The organism is Labedella populi (assembly GCF_004078655.1).
Classification (GTDB): domain Bacteria; phylum Actinomycetota; class Actinomycetes; order Actinomycetales; family Microbacteriaceae; genus Labedella; species Labedella populi.
In genome coordinates, this window is sequence record NZ_RZNC01000001.1 from 1,057,946 (window position 1) to 1,073,365 (window position 15,420).

At 69.4% G+C, this 15,420-nt stretch carries 13 protein-coding genes; 7 read left to right on the plus strand and 6 right to left on the minus strand.

Annotated elements, in window-relative coordinates; translation table 11 throughout:
• Window positions 1-89 precede the first annotated feature (89 nt).
• Genes ELQ92_RS05020 through ELQ92_RS05030 form a run of 3 tightly spaced genes read left to right on the plus strand, consistent with a single transcriptional unit; the run spans window position 90 to window position 3,487 of the window.
• On the plus strand, window positions 90-722 hold the full coding sequence (locus tag ELQ92_RS05020) for an SAF domain-containing protein (RefSeq protein ID WP_166426710.1): 633 nt from the start codon (window positions 90-92) through the stop codon (window positions 720-722).
• The gene (locus tag ELQ92_RS05025) at window positions 719-1,984 is read left to right on the plus strand and encodes a CpaE/TadZ family protein (RefSeq protein WP_128497834.1); all 1,266 of its coding nucleotides are present in this window, start codon (window positions 719-721) and stop codon (window positions 1,982-1,984) included. Before ELQ92_RS05020 ends, ELQ92_RS05025 begins: the two co-directional genes overlap by 4 nt.
• 9 nt (window positions 1,985-1,993) lie before the next feature.
• Window positions 1,994-3,487 (plus strand): sensor histidine kinase, encoded by a 1,494-nt coding sequence (locus ELQ92_RS05030; RefSeq protein ID WP_128497835.1) that lies wholly within the window; start codon window positions 1,994-1,996, stop codon window positions 3,485-3,487.
• 69 nt (window positions 3,488-3,556) lie between these two features.
• Here ELQ92_RS05030 and ELQ92_RS05035 read toward each other — a convergent pair whose 3' ends face one another.
• A complete protein-coding gene (locus tag ELQ92_RS05035; protein ID WP_090711166.1) occupies window positions 3,557-3,805 on the minus strand; it encodes a WhiB family transcriptional regulator in 249 nt (82 codons plus the stop codon).
• Window positions 3,806-4,184: 379 nt separating this feature from the next.
• Between ELQ92_RS05035 and ELQ92_RS05040 the strand changes: the two genes are divergently transcribed.
• Window positions 4,185-4,622: a hypothetical protein gene (locus ELQ92_RS05040; RefSeq protein ID WP_128497836.1), complete on the plus strand. Its 438-nt coding sequence runs from the start codon at window positions 4,185-4,187 to the stop codon at window positions 4,620-4,622.
• Window positions 4,623-4,648: 26 nt separating this feature from the next.
• On the opposite strand, the gene bcp is transcribed toward ELQ92_RS05040, so the two are convergent.
• Genes bcp through aroA form a run of 3 tightly spaced genes read right to left on the minus strand, consistent with a single transcriptional unit; the run spans window position 4,649 to window position 7,547 of the window.
• Window positions 4,649-5,128, minus strand: a complete 480-nt coding sequence (gene bcp / locus ELQ92_RS05045) for a thioredoxin-dependent thiol peroxidase (protein WP_128497837.1) — start codon at window positions 5,126-5,128, stop codon at window positions 4,649-4,651.
• Window positions 5,125-6,189: a ribosome small subunit-dependent GTPase A gene (gene rsgA / locus ELQ92_RS05050; RefSeq protein ID WP_128497838.1), complete on the minus strand. Its 1,065-nt coding sequence runs from the start codon at window positions 6,187-6,189 to the stop codon at window positions 5,125-5,127. Before rsgA ends, bcp begins: the two co-directional genes overlap by 4 nt.
• Window positions 6,186-7,547 carry a 3-phosphoshikimate 1-carboxyvinyltransferase gene (gene aroA, locus ELQ92_RS05055; protein ID WP_128497839.1) on the minus strand — a complete coding sequence of 454 codons (1,362 nt, stop codon included), beginning with the start codon at window positions 7,545-7,547 and terminating at the stop codon, window positions 6,186-6,188. Before aroA ends, rsgA begins: the two co-directional genes overlap by 4 nt.
• A gap of 150 nt (window positions 7,548-7,697) precedes the next feature.
• Here aroA and ELQ92_RS05060 point away from each other — a divergent pair, with 150 nt between their 5' ends.
• Both ELQ92_RS05060 and ELQ92_RS05065 read left to right on the plus strand, forming a co-directional pair.
• Window positions 7,698-8,432, plus strand: coding sequence for a sigma-70 family RNA polymerase sigma factor (locus ELQ92_RS05060; protein ID WP_128498049.1), 735 nt, complete (start codon window positions 7,698-7,700; stop codon window positions 8,430-8,432).
• Window positions 8,429-8,695: a zf-HC2 domain-containing protein gene (locus ELQ92_RS05065; RefSeq protein WP_128497840.1), complete on the plus strand. Its 267-nt coding sequence runs from the start codon at window positions 8,429-8,431 to the stop codon at window positions 8,693-8,695. The genes ELQ92_RS05060 and ELQ92_RS05065 overlap by 4 nt, the downstream gene beginning before the upstream one ends.
• Window positions 8,696-8,860: 165 nt before the next feature.
• Here the strand turns inward: ELQ92_RS05065 and ELQ92_RS05070 are convergent, their stop codons facing one another.
• The gene (locus tag ELQ92_RS05070; protein WP_243694894.1) at window positions 8,861-12,655 is read right to left on the minus strand and encodes a multifunctional oxoglutarate decarboxylase/oxoglutarate dehydrogenase thiamine pyrophosphate-binding subunit/dihydrolipoyllysine-residue succinyltransferase subunit; all 3,795 of its coding nucleotides are present in this window, start codon (window positions 12,653-12,655) and stop codon (window positions 8,861-8,863) included.
• Between the two features lie 133 nt (window positions 12,656-12,788).
• On the opposite strand from ELQ92_RS05070, the gene guaB1 reads away from it, so the two are divergent.
• Window positions 12,789-14,231 (plus strand): GMP reductase, encoded by a 1,443-nt coding sequence (guaB1, locus tag ELQ92_RS05075; RefSeq protein ID WP_128497842.1) that lies wholly within the window; start codon window positions 12,789-12,791, stop codon window positions 14,229-14,231.
• Between the two features lie 49 nt (window positions 14,232-14,280).
• Here guaB1 and ELQ92_RS05080 read toward each other — a convergent pair whose 3' ends face one another.
• The gene (locus ELQ92_RS05080) at window positions 14,281-15,243 is read right to left on the minus strand and encodes a type IV toxin-antitoxin system AbiEi family antitoxin (RefSeq protein ID WP_128497843.1); all 963 of its coding nucleotides are present in this window, start codon (window positions 15,241-15,243) and stop codon (window positions 14,281-14,283) included.
• Window positions 15,244-15,420: the final 177 nt, after the last annotated feature.

Consider the following 15,420-nt stretch of genomic DNA (forward strand, 5'->3'; position numbering starts at 1 on the left):
CGGCTTGTGGATAACATTCGGCTCGACCTCGCCGCCCTTGGCACGATGGCTGCGGCGCGATGATCGCGCCGGGACGGGGGGCCCAGGGTATGAGCGTGCGTGCGTCGAAGAGGCGATCGATCACGAGGATCGTCGACGTCCGGCTCGTCGTGGGCGTCGCGCTCGTCGCGGCGTCGATTGCGGGGGTATGGGCGGTCGTCGCGTCGGCCGACAGGTCGGTGTCGGTGTACGCGGCCGGTACCACCATCGTCGCGGGAAATGTCGTCGGGACGGAGGACCTCGTCGTCGAGCAGGTCTCTCTGGGACGCTCCGCCGATCTCTACGTCGCCCCCGGGGGTCTCGTCGACGGTGCCGTCGCGACGCGGTCCATCCTCGCCGGTGAGCTCGTTCCGGCTGAAGCGATCGCCGCTACCGCCGACCTCGCCATGGCACCCGTCGTCGTGAGCGTGAGCGGGGAACTCCCCGAAGGCGTCGTCGCGGGCCGCGACGTCGACGTGTGGGCGTCGGGCTCGGGCGGACAGGGAGACGAGGCCGACCCGCCCTCGGTCCTCGTGGCGGGAGCGCTCGTCGCCCGGATCGTCGCGGAGGAGAGCATCGTCGCCGGGTCGTCGGAGGTGTCGGTCGAACTGTCCGTGCCGGACGGGGCGGTCGCCGTCCTCCTGGCCGCGTCGACGGCGGGGGACGCGCTCACTCTCGTGCCCGTCGAGGGAGGCGCGCGGTGAGGATCGCCTTCGCCGTCGATCGGCGGCTCGAGGACACGGTCGTCGGAGCCCTCGTCGAACGCGGCCACGAGCTCGTCGCCCGTTTCGCGGAGGGGGAGGATGTCGCGCCTCTCGTGACCCGGCTCCTCCCCGACGTCCTCGTCGTCACCGCGGACGGGTCGCGGTTGAGCCGCGAACTCCTGACCGCGTGCGATGAGTCGGGCGTCCGCCTCGTCGCACTGCTCGACGGCGAGAGGTCCCGTCGTCTCGCCGCATCGCTCGGCGTCTACGACGTGGTCTCGGTGGACGCGTCGATCGACGACCTCGACGAGTTGGTGGTCGGCGGTCCCCTCGCCGCTCGCACGCGTGCCCGCTCCGGTGGGATCGTGGCGGTCTGGGGTCCGAGCGGTGCCCCCGGCCGAACGACCGTCGCGATCACTCTCGCCCACGAACTCGCGCGCACGGGCGCGACCGTCGCCCTCGTCGACGCCGATACGGTCGGCGCGTCGATCGCACCGGCGCTCGGCCTGCTCGATGAGGCGCCGGGTCTCGCGGCGGCGTGCCGGTTGGCGGGACACGACGCCTTGTCCGTCGACGAACTCGATCGGGTGGCGCGCGAGCATCCCGTCGGCGACGGTCGGCTCGCGGTGCTGACGGGGATCACGCGATCGTCCCGGTGGCCCGAACTCGGGGCCGAGCGGGTCGCGACGACCCTCGCAGTGTGCCGGACGTGGGTCGATCACGTGATCGTCGACGTCGGTTTCTCCCTCGAGGACGACGAGGAGTTGTCGAGTGATCTCTTCGCACCTCGCCGGAACGCCGCGACGGTCGCATCGCTCCGCGCCGCCGACCGGGTCGTGGCCGTCGGGGCTGCCGATCCGATCGGAGTCAGCCGTTTCATCAGGGCGCACGCCGACCTCCGCGAGGTGGTCGGTCCCCAGGTGGTCGACGTCCTCATGAACCGCGTCCGGTCGTCGACGGTCGGCGTCGGGGCCGGTCACCAGCTCGTCACGACCCTGCGCCGGTTCGCGGGTGTCGACGACGCCGTACTCGTACCGAACGACGCGAAGACGGCCGATGCCGCGCTCCTCGAGGCGCGACCGATGGGAGAGGTGTCTCCTCGTTCGCCCGCGGTGGCGGAACTGCGACGCTACGCCCGTGCCCACCTCATGGCCGCGCCGGAGCCGTCGTCCGAGGGTCGGCGGGCGGCCCGTCAGGCGCGCGTCGCCGACGACCGGAGGGCCGGGTGGACCCCTCCGTTCCGCCGCAAGCGCTCGGCCTAGACTGGGACCGTGTCGACGCTCAGTGATCTTGTACTCGCCCAGGGCCGTTCGGGGGACGATGACGTCAACTGGCTGCACATGCTCGTGCAGGACGCCCAGCTCCTCGCCGATCTGGCCTTCGCCGACATCGTGCTGTGGATTCCGACGACGGACGACAGCTTCGTCGCCGTCGCCCACTACCGGCCCTCGAGCGCCGCGACACTGTTCTACCGCGACTTCGTCGGCCAGCGCATCAAACAGCAGTGGCGGAGCCAGGTCACCGAGGCGTTCGAGACGGGGGCGATCGTCGACTCGTCGGCGCCCGACTGGTACGAGGAGACACCGACGCGCGTGCGCGCCGTGCCCGTCCTGCGGCGGTTGCGGTCCTCGAGTCCGGAGACGACGGACGCACCCATCGCCGTGCTCACGCGACACACGAACCTCGGGGAGGCGCGGACGCCGAGCCGTCAGGAATTGACGTTCAACGCGCTCGCGGGCGAGCTCTTCACGATGATCGCCGCAGGAGACTTCCCCGATCTCTCGGCGCCGGCGGGACCACGACGCGGTGCACCGCGGGCGTCGGACGGCCTCATCCGCCTCGACGTCGAGGGCGTCACGACCTTCGCGAGCCCCAACGCCTTGTCGGCGTTCAACAGGATGGGTTTCGTCGAGGAGCTCGAAGGTGAATCGCTCGCCGAGGTCACGACGCGTATCCTGCCGTCGGAGGACCTCGTCGACGAATCGCTCCCGCTCGTCGTCACCGGCCGAGCGCCCTGGCGGACGGACATCGAGGCGCGCGGAGTCACCGTGACCCTCCGCGCGATCCCACTGCGTCACCGCGGGACCCGGACCGGCGCGATCGTCCTCTGCCGCGACGTCTCCGAGCAGCGCCACCAGGAGCGCGAACTGCTGACGAAGGACGCGACGATCCGCGAGATCCACCACCGCGTCAAGAACAACCTGCAGACGGTCGCCTCGCTCCTGCGCATCCAGTCGCGGCGCTCGCACACCGACGAGGCGCGGGACGCATTGTCGCAAGCGATGCGACGCGTCGCCGCAATCGCCGTCGTGCACGACACGCTGTCGGAGGGCCTCACGCAGGACGTCGACTTCGACGAGGTTTTCGATCGGGTTCTCATGCTCGTCGCCGAAGTCGCGTCCGCCCACAACACGACGGCGCATCCCCGGAAGACGGGCGCCTTCGGGGTGCTGCCGAGCGAGTACGCCACGCCGCTCGCTCTGGCCCTGACCGAACTCGTCACGAATGCCGTCGAGCACGGCCTCAACGGACTCGAGGGAAGCGTCGAGATCGAGGCTCAGCGCAACGATGAGCGACTGACCGTCGTCGTCCGCGACAACGGTGCGGGACTGCCCGAAGGCAAAGTCGGGACCGGTCTCGGCACGCAGATCGTCCGCACACTGATCCAGGGTGAGCTCGGGGGCACGATCGATTGGCACACCGTCGTCGGCAACGGCACCGAGGTCACGATCGACATGCCGTTCCGCTGGATGAAGAACCGCTAGAGCAGGGCATCCGGTCGACCGATGCTCACGGGGACCGCGGCGGAGCCTCCCGGCATCAGGAGGCCCCGGTCAGGAGGCCCGGCGGGCGCGCGCCGCGCGGCGCTTGAGCGCGCGGCGCTCGTCCTCGGAGAGTCCGCCCCAGACGCCGGAGTCCTGTCCGGTCTCGAGGGCGTACTGAAGGCAGATCTCGGTGACGGTGCAGCGGCCACAGACGGCCTTCGCCTTGTCGATCTGGTCGACGGCCGGCCCCGTGTTCCCGACCGGGAAGAAGAGTTCCGGGTCGGCGGTGAGGCAAGCGGCTTTGTCGCGCCAGTCCATGGAGGTGCTCCTTTAATTGCAGGGGAATCGACCGATATGGTCGGAGTAGGGTTTCGCGGGCCGGAATCGTCGAACGGGACGCGGGGTGACGTCGGCGTTCATTCCCGTCGGCGCTCCTCCTGTTGCACTCGTCCCCCGCGGTGGGGGCACCGGCGATCGGATCGCCTCGGCGAGGCACGTCTCACCGATCGGTACGCGATCGATGCGGGCATCGACCGGACAGCGTGTGAGAGTTCGGGGGAAGCGGTCTCCAGGGGGAGGTCCGTCGGGCGGACATGCTCGCAACCCTGAGAGCGTCGTTTCGGCCTCCAATATGGTCGCATACTGGGTAGACCGAATCAATAGCTCTGTATGGGATTGGCCTGTGAACGCTGCACCGATGGACCACTCGGACGACGGCGGGGCGCGCGTCCCGGGCGGACGGAGGCTGCCGTCGCGGGCCGTGCGCGTCGTGTCGGTCCTCGTGGGAATCGAGGCCGTCGCCCTCGCGGTCGCCGTGATCGTCCTCCTCATCGACGTCCTCACGCTGACGCCGGCGTCGCTCGCGAGTGCGCTCGCGCTCATCGTCCTCACAGCGGTCGCGACCGTCTGGGTCGCCTGGATCGCCCTGTCGCTCCTGCGTGGCGCGAGCTGGGCGCGTGGAGGGGCGCTCTTCTGGCAGTTGATCCAGTTGACGATCGCCCTCGGTGCGGTCCAGGGCGCGTTCGCTCAGCCGCTCATCGGAGCGGCGATCGCGGTGCCGTCGATCGTCGTCCTCGTGTTGCTCTTCACCCGCTCGGTCATGCAGCACACCCGGCGGCCGGATCCCGAGGTCTGAGGATCCGGGTGCGGCCTCGAGGGCCGTCAGTCGAGACCGAGCTTCTTCCGCAGCATGGTGACGTGCCCGGTCGCCTTGACGTTGTAGAAGGCGTGCTCGAGTCTCCCGTCGGGACCGATGACGAAGGTCGAACGCAGGACCCCCGTGACGACCTTGCCGTAGCTGTTCTTCTCGCCCCACGCGCCGTACGCGAGGTGCACGGTCTTGTCCTCGTCGGAGAGGAGATCGAACGGCAACGCGTCCCGTTCCCGGAATGCGTTCTGCTTCTCGGGAGCGTCACGCGAGATCCCGACAACGGTGTATCCGGCGGCGAGGAGCGACGCCTCGTTGTCACGGAAGTCGCAGGCCTGGGTCGTGCAGCCGGGCGTCATCGCCTGCGGGTAGAAGAAGAGGATGACGCGCTTCCCGGCGAGGTCCCTCAGCGAGACGGTCTCGCCGTCCTGATTCGGAAGGGTGAACGCCGGGGCGGGCTGCCCGATCTCGGGCCGCTGGGTCAGGGTGGTCATTCTCCGAGCTTAGGTGCTGACACCACGCTCTGAAGGAGCCGGTGGAACGAGTCGAGCCGGGCCGGCCCGCCCTCGCCGAGCTCACCTGTCTCCACGGCCTCGGTGATCGCGCAATCCGGCGCATCGGGAAGGTGGGTGCACCCTCTCGGGCAGTCCTCGGCGATCTCGGCGAGGTCGGTGTAGGCCTTGAGGATGTTGGCCGGGTCGACGTGGCCGAGCCCGAATGAGCGCACTCCGGGGGTGTCGATGACCCAACCGCTGCCGGCCTCCGTGCGCACACGGTAGGACTCCGTGGACGACGACGTGTGTCGGCCACGCCCCGTCACCTCGTTGACGTGCCCGATCGCACGACCGGCCTCCGGCACGATGGCGTTCACGAGGGTCGACTTGCCGACGCCGGAGTGGCCGACGAAGACGGTGCTGTGACCGATGAGCCGCTCGACGATATCGGCGACGGGGATGGTGCCCGAGCCGGAGGTCACGACGTCGAGGTCGAGACCCGCGAAGTTCTCGAGGAAGGCCGTGGGATCCGCGAGGTCCGTCTTCGTGATGCACAGGATCGGCCGGATGCCCGCGTCGAGTGCTGCGACGAGGTAACGGTCGACGAGGCGCGCCCGGGGCTCCGGGTTCGCGGCCGCGACGACGACGACAATCTGGTCGGCGTTCGCGACGATCACGCGCTCGACCTGGTCGGTGTCGTCCGCGCTCCGGCGGAGCAGCGTCGAGCGCTCCCGGATGCGCACGATCCGGGCGAGGGTGCCCTGCTCACCGCTCACATTGCCGACGAGGTCGACCTGGTCGCCCGTGACGACAGACTTGCGGCGCAGCTCGGAGGCGCGCGTCGCGGTGAGTTCTCGCTCGTCGGCCGTGCCCTCGGCGAGGAGTACGAGGTAGCGGCCGCGATCGACGCTCAGGACACGCGCCGTACGGGCGTCCTTGTGCTCGGGGCGTTGCTTCGTCCGGGGTCTCGATCCCTTCGGGTTCGGCCGCGTGCGGATCGAGTCCTCGTCGAACTCGTCGAAGTCGTCGTCCCCGGCGTCCGCCGTCTCCCACCAGCTCACGTGGAGTGTGCTCCCACCATCTCGCGCCACAGGGACGGGAACTGCGGAAGCGTCTTCGCCGTGGTCGCGATGTTCTCGATCCGCACACCCTCGACGACGAGGCCGATGATCGCGCCGGCCGTCGCCATGCGGTGATCGTGGTAGCTCGACCACCGGCCGGCCGTGAGCGGCCGTGGCGTGATGCGCAGCCCGTCTGCGAGCTCCTCGACGTCCCCGCCGAGGCGATTGATCTCGGTGGCGAGAGCAGCGAGACGATCGGTCTCGTGGTGGCGGATGTGTCCGATACCCCGGATCGTGGAGGGACCGGTGGCGAGGGCCGCGAGGGCCGCGAGGGCCGGTGCGAGCTCGCCCCCCGTCGTGAGATCGAGGTCGACCCCGGAGATCTCCGGTGCTCCGGTGACGGTGATCCGGCCGTCGCCCACGACGACTTCGGCGCCGAACAACGGGAGGAGATGGGCGAGGTCCGCTCCCACCTGCGTCGTCTCCTCCGGCCACCCCGAGAGGGTCACGCGTCCGCCCGTCGCCACCGCGGCGGCGAGGAAGGGGGCGGCGTTCGAGAGGTCCGACTCGATCCGGACGTCACGGCCCCCGATCGGGCCGGGGGCGACTCGCCAGGACGCCGCGCCGTCGCTCGAGGCGTCGACCCCCCGCCGGCGGAGCGCGTCGAGGGTCATCTCGATGTGGGGAACACTCGGCAGCCGGGTGCCCGAGTGGTGCAGGTGGATGCCCTCGTCGAAGCGCGGCGCCGAGAGGAGCAGTCCGGACACGAACTGGCTCGATTGCGAGGCATCGATCTCGAGACGGCCGCCCGTCACTCGACCGGTGCCGTGGACGGTGAACGGCAGGGAATCGGTACTCGTCGCATCGATGTCGACACCGAGGGCTGTGAGTCCCGCCACCAGGCCGCCCATCGGGCGGCCGCGAGCGGCGTCGTCGGCGTCGAAGACGGTGGGGCCGAGGGCGAGCGCCGCGACGGCCGGCACGAATCTCATGACGGTACCGGCGAGTCCACACTCGATCGTCGTCGACCCCGTCAGCTCCTCCGCCGGCGCCACGATCCAGTCGTCGCCGTAGTCGCCCGTGGCCGGGGCCGGCTCGATCGAGGCGCCGAGGGCGCGGAGAGCGGCGACCATGTTGTCGCTGTCGCGGGAGTGCAGTGGTGCCCGGAGCCGCGACGGTGCGTCGGCGAGAGCCGACAGGACGAGCTCGCGATTGGTGATCGACTTCGAGCCCGGGAGGGTGAGCGATGCGACGACGGGGCCGGCGGCGACGGGCGCGATCCAGTCGTCGTCGGTCGCAGGGGTTGCGCGCTCGCCGAAGAGATCGACTTCGGGGGCGGAATATTTGGCTTCGAACATCGTTGTCCTAGGGTAGCGGCGAATGGCCGCACCGAGAGGAGAGCCGTGCCGTCCGTCGTGCTCGAACGTACCGAGGCCCGAGTGGTCGACGGTGGTCGTGACGTGCTCTCCACGAGCCGTTCCGCGCTGCCCGAACTAGACTGGGCCGCGATGAAACCGATCGACGACGCCCCCGCTTCCGATGCCTCGGAGGACACCGCCGCACCGGACGGCTCGCGCGCTCCGGAGGACTCGACGACGGAGGTGCCCGAGGACGTCGTCGAGACGGTCGAAGAGGCTCTCGACTTCGATGAGCCGGTTCAGCCTGACGCCGATCCGCGCCCCCTCTTCGAGGAGCAGGCGCTCCCGTTCATCGACCAGCTCTACGGGGCGGCGATGCGGATGACGAAGAACCCGTCGGACGCCCAGGACCTCGTGCAGGAGACGTTCGTGAAGGCGTACGCCGCTTTCGGGCAGTTCCAGCAGGGCACCAACCTCAAGGCGTGGTTGTACCGCATCCTGACGAACACCTACATCAACCAGTACCGGAAGAAGCAGCGCGAGCCCTACCAGGGCACGATCGACGACCTCGAGGACTGGCAGCTCGGCGGCGCCGAGTCGACGACCGCGGCGTCGAGCAGATCCGCCGAGGCCGAGGCGATCGACCGCATGCCGGACAGTGCCGTGAAGGATGCGCTGCAGGCCATCCCCGAGGACTTCCGCCTGGCCGTCTACTTCGCCGACGTCGAGGGGTTCGCCTACCAGGAGATCGCCGACATCATGAAGACGCCGATCGGGACCGTGATGAGCCGGCTGCATCGAGGCCGCCGGATGTTGCGGGAACTGCTGGCTGATTACGCGCGCGAGCGCGGAATCGAACCGACACGCGTGAGGAGCACACGATGAACGACTGCGGTTGCGACAAAGCGAAGCGCGACCTCGAGGAGTACCTCCGGAACGAGGTGTGCCGGACCGAGGCGTCCGACATCCGCGACCACCTCGAGCATTGCGAGTCCTGCCGGAGCGAGGCCGTTCTCGCCGTGACGCTCACCGAGGCCGTTCAGCGGGCCTGCCAGGAGACGGCTCCCGCAGACCTCAAGGAGCACGTTCTGCAGCGCCTGCGTTCCGTGAAGACGGATCACGAGGCGTCGATCGTCCCGTCGCTCTGACGACCCTTCGTCGGCCCGCACCGCTCAGGAGCAGCGTCCGACCCGGCCGCACGGCGCCGTAGCGGTAGGGCGCGGGAGCGTGTTGTCCCTTCTCAGCGAGAAGGCCCGCGCCGATCACGATCGGTGCGGGCCTTCGTCGTCCTGAGGACGTGGCGGGAGCCGGGCTCAGCGCCCGAGAGCCCGACGGATGAGGTCGCTCTGCTCGGTGGCGTGGCGCTTTGCGGACCCCGTCGCGGGGGACGCCGACGCCGGGCGGGTGACTCCCGAGATCTCCCGCTCGATCGTCTTCGGGAACTCGGTCGCGATGAACGGCCACGCGCCCTGGTTCTCGGGCTCGTCCTGCACCCAGACGACCTCGGCCGACGGGTACGACTCGAGCACGGCGGCGAGCTCCTCGCTCGGGAACGGGTAGTACTGCTCGAGGCGGACGAGGGCGATCGAGTCGTCCGGGTTTTTGTCGAGCTCGGCACGGAGGTCCCAGTGCACCTTGCCGGCGTGCAGGAGCACGCGCGTCACCGTCGAGCCGTCGAGCTCGCGGGTGTCGTCGAGCACGGGGCGGAATCGACCGGAGGTGAAGTCGGCGACGTCCGACGTCGCTCCGCGCAGTCGCAGCATCGCCTTCGGGGTGAACACGACGAGCGGCCGTCGCGGCAGCGCGTAGGCCTGGCGGCGCAACAGGTGGAAGTACGACGCCGGCGTCGACGGGCGTGCAACCGTCATGTTGCTCTCGGCGCACAGCTGCAGGAAGCGCTCGATGCGAGCGGACGAGTGGTCCGGCCCCTGGCCCTCGTAGCCGTGCGGGAGGAGGAGCACGACGCTCGAACGCTGGCCCCACTTCTGCTCGGCGCTCGAGATGAACTCGTCGACGATCGTCTGCGCGCCGTTGACGAAGTCTCCGAACTGCGCCTCCCACAGGACGAGGGCGTCGGGGCGCTCGACGGAGTACCCGTACTCGAAGCCCATGACCGCGTACTCGGAGAGGATCGAGTCGTAGATCCAGAAGCGCGCCTGGTTCTCGTGCAGGTTGACGAGGGGCAGCCACTCCTGACCGTTGACGCGGTCGTGCAACACGGCGTGCCGCTGCACGAACGTGCCTCGGCGCGAGTCCTGACCGCTCATGCGGACGGGCGTGCCCTCGACGAGCAGCGACCCGAGGGCGAGCAGTTCGCCGAAGGCCCAGTCGATGCCGCCGTTCCGGCTCATCTCCTGCCGGCGCTTGAGGAGCTGGTCGAGCTTCGGGTGGACGGTGAAGCCCTCCGGCTTGTTCTCGAAGGCGTTGCCCACGAGTTCGATGACGCTCGACGAGACGGCCGTCGACTCCGGCTCGCCGGAGTAGCCCTCGTCGTCGACCGTGGGGGAGATGACCGGCGTTGACGCCGTCTGGGCGGCGTGCGTCTCCATGAACGCGCGCTCGAGGCGGTCCTGGAAGTCGCGGTGTGCGGCCTCGTACTCCTCCTCGCTGATGTCGCCGCGGCCGACGAGGGCCTCGGTGTAGAGTTTCCGCACCGAGCGCTTCTGCTCGATGAGGCTGTACATGAGCGGCTGGGTCATCGAGGGGTCGTCGCCCTCGTTGTGACCGCGCCGGCGGTAGCAGACGAGGTCGATGACGACGTCCTTGTTGAACTCCTGGCGGAACTGGAACGCGAGTTCCGAGACGCGGACGACGGCCTCGGGATCGTCGCCGTTCACGTGCCAGATCGGCGCCTGCACGGTCTTCGCGACGTCGGTCGCGTAGATCGAACTGCGGCCGTCGCGCTCCGGGGTGGTGAAGCCGACCTGGTTGTTCACCACGATGTGGATCGTGCCGCCGGTCCGGTACCCACGCGTCTGGGAGAGCTGCATCGTCTCGAGGACGATGCCCTGGCCCGCCATCGCGGCGTCGCCGTGCACGAGGATCGGCAGGGTCGAGTACGTGCCGATGGGCTTGCGGTCCTGCTTGGCCCGCACGATGCCCTCGAGCACGCCGTCGACGGCCTCGAGGTGCGAGGGGTTCGCGGCGAGGTAGACGGGCAGTTCGGTGCCGTCGGCGGCACGGAAGGTGCCCTCGGTGCCGAGGTGGTACTTGACGTCGCCCGAGCCCTGGGACTTCTTGTCCTGCGTGCCCTCGAACTCCTGGAAGATCTGGCCGTAGGTCTTCCCGGCGATGTTCGTGAGTACGTTGAGCCGTCCGCGGTGCGCCATACCGATCGCCGCGCCGTCGAGCCCGGCGGACGCCGCGCCCTGGAGGATCGCGTCGAGGCACGCGATGGTCGACTCGCCGCCCTCGAGGCTGAAGCGCTTCTGACCGACGTACTTCGTCTGCAAAAACGTCTCGAACGCCTCGGCCTCGTTGAGCTTGCCGAGGATGCGCAGCTGCTCGTCGTGCGTCGGCTTCGCGTACGGACGCTCGACCTTGCTCTGGATCCACTTCCGCTGGGCCGGATCCTGGATGTGCATGTACTCGAGCCCGATGGTGCGGCAGTAGGAGTCGCGGAGGACGCCGAGGATGTCGCGGAGCTTCGCTTGACGTGAATCGCCGAACTCCCCGGTCACGAACTCGCGATCGAGGTCCCAGAAGGTGAGGCCGTGGCTCGCGATGTCGAGGTCGGGGTGCGAGCGCTGGACGTACTCGAGCGGGTCGACGTCGGCCATGAGGTGACCGCGCACGCGGAACGCGTTGATCAACTCGTGGACGCGAGCCGTCTTGTTGATCATGTCGGCGAGGTCGACGCTGATGTCGGTGGCCCAGCGGATGGGCTCGTAGGGGATGCGGAGAGCGGCGAAGATGTCCTCGTAGAAGCCGCGCTGACCGAGCAGCAGTTCGTGGACCTTCTTGAGGAACTCGCCGGATCCGGCGCCCTGGATCACGCGGTGGTCGTAGGTCGAGGTGAGCGTGATCGTCTTGCCGATGCCGAGTTCGACGAGCGTGTGGTCCGACGCCCCCTGGAACTCCGCCGGGTACTCGAGGGCGCCGGCGCCGATGATGCAGCCCTGCCCCTTCATGAGGCGGGGGACCGAGTGAACAGTGCCGATGCCGCCGGGGTTCGTGAGCGAGATCGACGCACCCTTGAAATCGTCGGCCGTGAGCTTGTTGCCGCGAGCGCGGCGGACGAGGTCCTCGTAGGCGGCGAGGTAGTCGGTGAAGCTCAGGGTGTCGGCGCGCTTGATCGCGGGCACGAGGAGCGCGCGCGATCCGTCGGGCTTCGGGAGGTCGATCGCGATCCCGAGGCCGACGTGGGCGGGGGCGACGACGCTCGGCTTGCCGTCGACCTCGTCGTAGTAGACGTTCTGGCTCGGGAACTCCTTGAGTGCCTGGATGAGCGCCCAGCCGATGAGGTGCGTGAAGCTGACCTTGCCCCCGCGGGACCTCTTGAGGTGGTTGTTGATGACGATGCGGTTGTCGATCATCAGCTTGGCGGGAACCGTGCGCACGCTCGTCGCGGTGGGCACGGTGAGGCTCGCGTCCATGTTGGTCGCGAGCGACTTCGCCATTCCGCGCAGCGGCGAGACGACGTCCTCCGGCTCTTCCTCGGCGGCCTTCTTCGAGGGGGCCGGCGCATCGGCGGGGATGGGCGCGGCTTGCGGCTGCTGGCTCGTCGTGCGGGCGACGGGCCGCGCGGTGTCGGAGGTCGAGGTCCGTTCCGTGGGCTTCGCCGGCTCTCCCGTTGCGGCCGTCGAGGTCGCGTGCCGGGCGCTCGCGGCCGCCGGCGTCCCGGAGGTCGTGGCCGGGCTGCTCGGGGCCGGGGTACTCGCGGCGGGGGCGCTCGCGGCCGGGGCGCTCGCGGTCGGAGCGGGCGTCGATGCCGGGGCTCCACCCGACGTGTGCTGGTGGTACGCCTCGAGGGTCGGCCACCAGGACGAATCCACCGAGTTCTTGTCGACCCGGTACTGCTCGTACAGCTCGTCGACGAGCCACTCGTTCGCTCCGAATTCCGCTGCGGAATTCTCGTCGGTTCCTGCTCCGGTCACTGGGCCTGACACGGTCGGACCACCACTTTCGTCACTCGCCATTCGGACCGCCACCGAGGGCTCGATGGCGTCGCACACTCCGGAAATCAAGCCTAAACCCTGCCACCCCCCTCCGCGGCACCCCCGAGACGGCTAGCGTGGTTTCATGCAGTTCTACGGAGACGATCCCCGCCACGACCTCACCTACTCGGACGTGTTCCTCGTGCCGTCGCGATCGGGCGTCTCGAGCCGGCTCGATGTCTCCCTCGCGCCGCAGGACGGCACGAGTCAGACCATCCCGATCGTGTCCGCCAACATGAACTCCGTCACCGGCCCGCGACTCGCCTCGGCGCTCGCGCGCCGAGGAGGGCTCGGCGTCCTGCCGCAGGACATGCCGCTCCAGGGACTCGACGCGGCCATCCGGTGGGTCAAGGATCAGGCCGTCGAGTTCGACTCTCCGGTCTCGTTCTCGCCCGACACGACGGTCGCCGATGCGTTGCTCGTCGTGCCCGCCGTCCCCGGTGGTCACGGGGTCGTCGTCGTGGGATCCGATGGGGAGCTCGTGGGCTGCCTCGATGCCGAACGGCTCGGCCGAGCGCTGCCGGACGCGCGACTCGGCGACCTCGTGCATGGCGGCGTCGCGTCGATCGATGCCGACGACGTGACGTCGGCTCGCGCCGCCTTCGATCTGATGGTCCAGGCGGACATCGAGTTCGCGCCGGTGCTCCGCCACGGGCATCTCGTCGGCACACTCAGCCGCACGAGCGCGCTCCGCTCGACCCTCTACTCTCCCGCGCTCGATGCGTCGGGCCGCCTGTCCGTCGCGGCGGCCATCGGTGTCAACGGCGACGTTGCGGCCAAGGCGAAGGCCCTCGTGGCCGCGGGCGTCGACGTGCTCGTGATCGACACCGCCCACGGCCACCAGGAGACGATGCTCTCGGCGCTTCGAACGGTCTCGGCCCTCGAACTCGGCATTCCGATCGTCGCCGGCAACATCGTCACGGCGGACGGCGTCGCCGACCTCGTCGAGGCGGGCGCGAACATCCTCAAGGTCGGGGTGGGACCCGGCGCGATGTGCACGACACGTATGATGACGGCGGTCGGGCGTCCTCAGTTCTCCGCGGTGCTCGAGACGTCGGAGGCGGCGAAGGCGCACGGCGCCGCCGTCTGGGCCGACGGGGGCGTGCGGTACCCGCGAGACGTGGCACTCGCGCTCGCGGCCGGCGCCTCGTCCGTCATGATCGGCTCGTGGTTCGCCGGGACGATCGAGGCACCGGGCACGATCCATGCCGACGACACCGGCCGGCTCTACAAGGAGAGCTGGGGCATGGCCTCGACGAAGGCGGTGCTCGAGCGGTTCGGTCGACTCGACCCCTACGAGCTGGCGCGGAAGACGCTCTTCGCGGAGGGGATCAGTTCGTCGAGGATCTTCCTCGACCCGCTCCGTCCCTCCGTCGAGGACCTCCTCGACATGATCACGTCGGGTGTCCGCTCCTCCTTCACCTATGCCGGCGCACGCTCGATCCCGGAGTTCCACGACCGTGCCCTCGTGGGACTGCAGTCCGCAGCGGGCTACGAGGAGGGCAAGGCCCTCCCGGTCTCCTGGTAGCCCGCCCGATCTGCATTTGCGCACGCAACGGGCAAGTGCGGCCGAAATTTCACCCGCTGAAGTCGTTTGCGTACGCAAGTCGGCGAGTGGGACGGGGGAGACCGGCCGCACCGAGGAGTCGAGCGAGGCGGAGTGGGTCGCGCACGTCGGACGCCGTCCATCGGACGAAGCCGGATGAGAGCGTCCGGAGCCGGTCCTCGCGGATCTTCTCCCGGACGAGGGCCGAACGTGCCTCGTCACCCTCACCCGAGCCGTATTTCACGAGCCCGTCGAACTCCCCGACGACGCCGTACTCCGGCCACCAGAAGTCCGTGCGGTACGACGTTCGGTCGTCCCAGCGGAACTCCTGCTGAAGAACGGGGTCGGGGAAACCCAGCCGCCGAATGGTGACCCGACTCACCGACTCCCATACCGACTCCGACTGGTCCGTGGCGAAGGCCGCGGCATCAGCGGCGCGCCGTCCGCCCCGTCGTCCACGAGCCGCACAGGAGAGGTCTCGGACCTCCGCGAGCAGCGCCTTCGGAGCCGCACGGCCGATCCGGCACGCGGCGTCGATTGCGACGACCGCCTCCGGGAACGGGAGGACGCGAGCGAGATCGACGACCGTGCGAGCGGGTGAGGTGAGCCGAACGCCGTCGGTGGTGCCGATCTGCTCGGCCGGTATCGCAGCCGACGGATGCCGACGGATCTGTTCGGACGAGCGCCCACCTGATCTCACGGGACCTGTGACGTCGACCCGGTCGGGCCAGTCGCCGAGGAGCGGGATCCGCCACAGGGCGGCGGCCGCGTGGTGAGAGAAGACGTTGTCCGTCGCAGCCGTCGATGCGACGGCGAGGGTTCTCAAGCGATGCCGCTCGAGACCGTCCATGGCATTCCACGATTCGGCATCCACATAGCGGCCGTGGGAGATCCGCACGAGGCGCCCAGCCTGTGCCTGTCGCAGCAGCGCGCGCGACTCGAGGTGTCTCCCCGCCCACGGGTCGGCCCGCAAGATCTCTGGGTGGTGGGTCATGTGCTCAGCGTGCCGCGCACGCCGGTGATCCCGGGTTCGTCCACACGCCCTCTGTGTGATGCGCCGAATCTTCCGAACCTGGGGACAGCCGGACGATTTGCGTACGCAACGGACAGCTGCGGCTGCGATTACGCGCGCGGATGTCCGTTGCGTACGCAATCGGCGCTGAGGCGGTGA

What these genes read in the sequence shown, in the direction of transcription:
- bcp (WP_128497837.1), bottom strand. Translation starts at nt 5,128, where the DNA reads ATGACCACCCTGACCCAGCGGCCCGAGATCGGGCAGCCCGCCCCGGCG.
- ELQ92_RS05060 (WP_128498049.1), top strand. Translation starts at nt 7,698, where the DNA reads ATGAAACCGATCGACGACGCCCCCGCTTCCGATGCCTCGGAGGACACC.
- ELQ92_RS05065 (WP_128497840.1), top strand. Translation starts at nt 8,429, where the DNA reads ATGAACGACTGCGGTTGCGACAAAGCGAAGCGCGACCTCGAGGAGTAC.
- ELQ92_RS05080 (WP_128497843.1), bottom strand. Translation starts at nt 15,243, where the DNA reads ATGACCCACCACCCAGAGATCTTGCGGGCCGACCCGTGGGCGGGGAGA.
- aroA (WP_128497839.1), bottom strand. Translation starts at nt 7,547, where the DNA reads ATGTTCGAAGCCAAATATTCCGCCCCCGAAGTCGATCTCTTCGGCGAG.
- ELQ92_RS05035 (WP_090711166.1), bottom strand. Translation starts at nt 3,805, where the DNA reads ATGGACTGGCGCGACAAAGCCGCTTGCCTCACCGCCGACCCGGAACTC.
- ELQ92_RS05020 (WP_166426710.1), top strand. Translation starts at nt 90, where the DNA reads ATGAGCGTGCGTGCGTCGAAGAGGCGATCGATCACGAGGATCGTCGAC.
- guaB1 (WP_128497842.1), top strand. Translation starts at nt 12,789, where the DNA reads ATGCAGTTCTACGGAGACGATCCCCGCCACGACCTCACCTACTCGGAC.
- ELQ92_RS05040 (WP_128497836.1), top strand. Translation starts at nt 4,185, where the DNA reads ATGGACCACTCGGACGACGGCGGGGCGCGCGTCCCGGGCGGACGGAGG.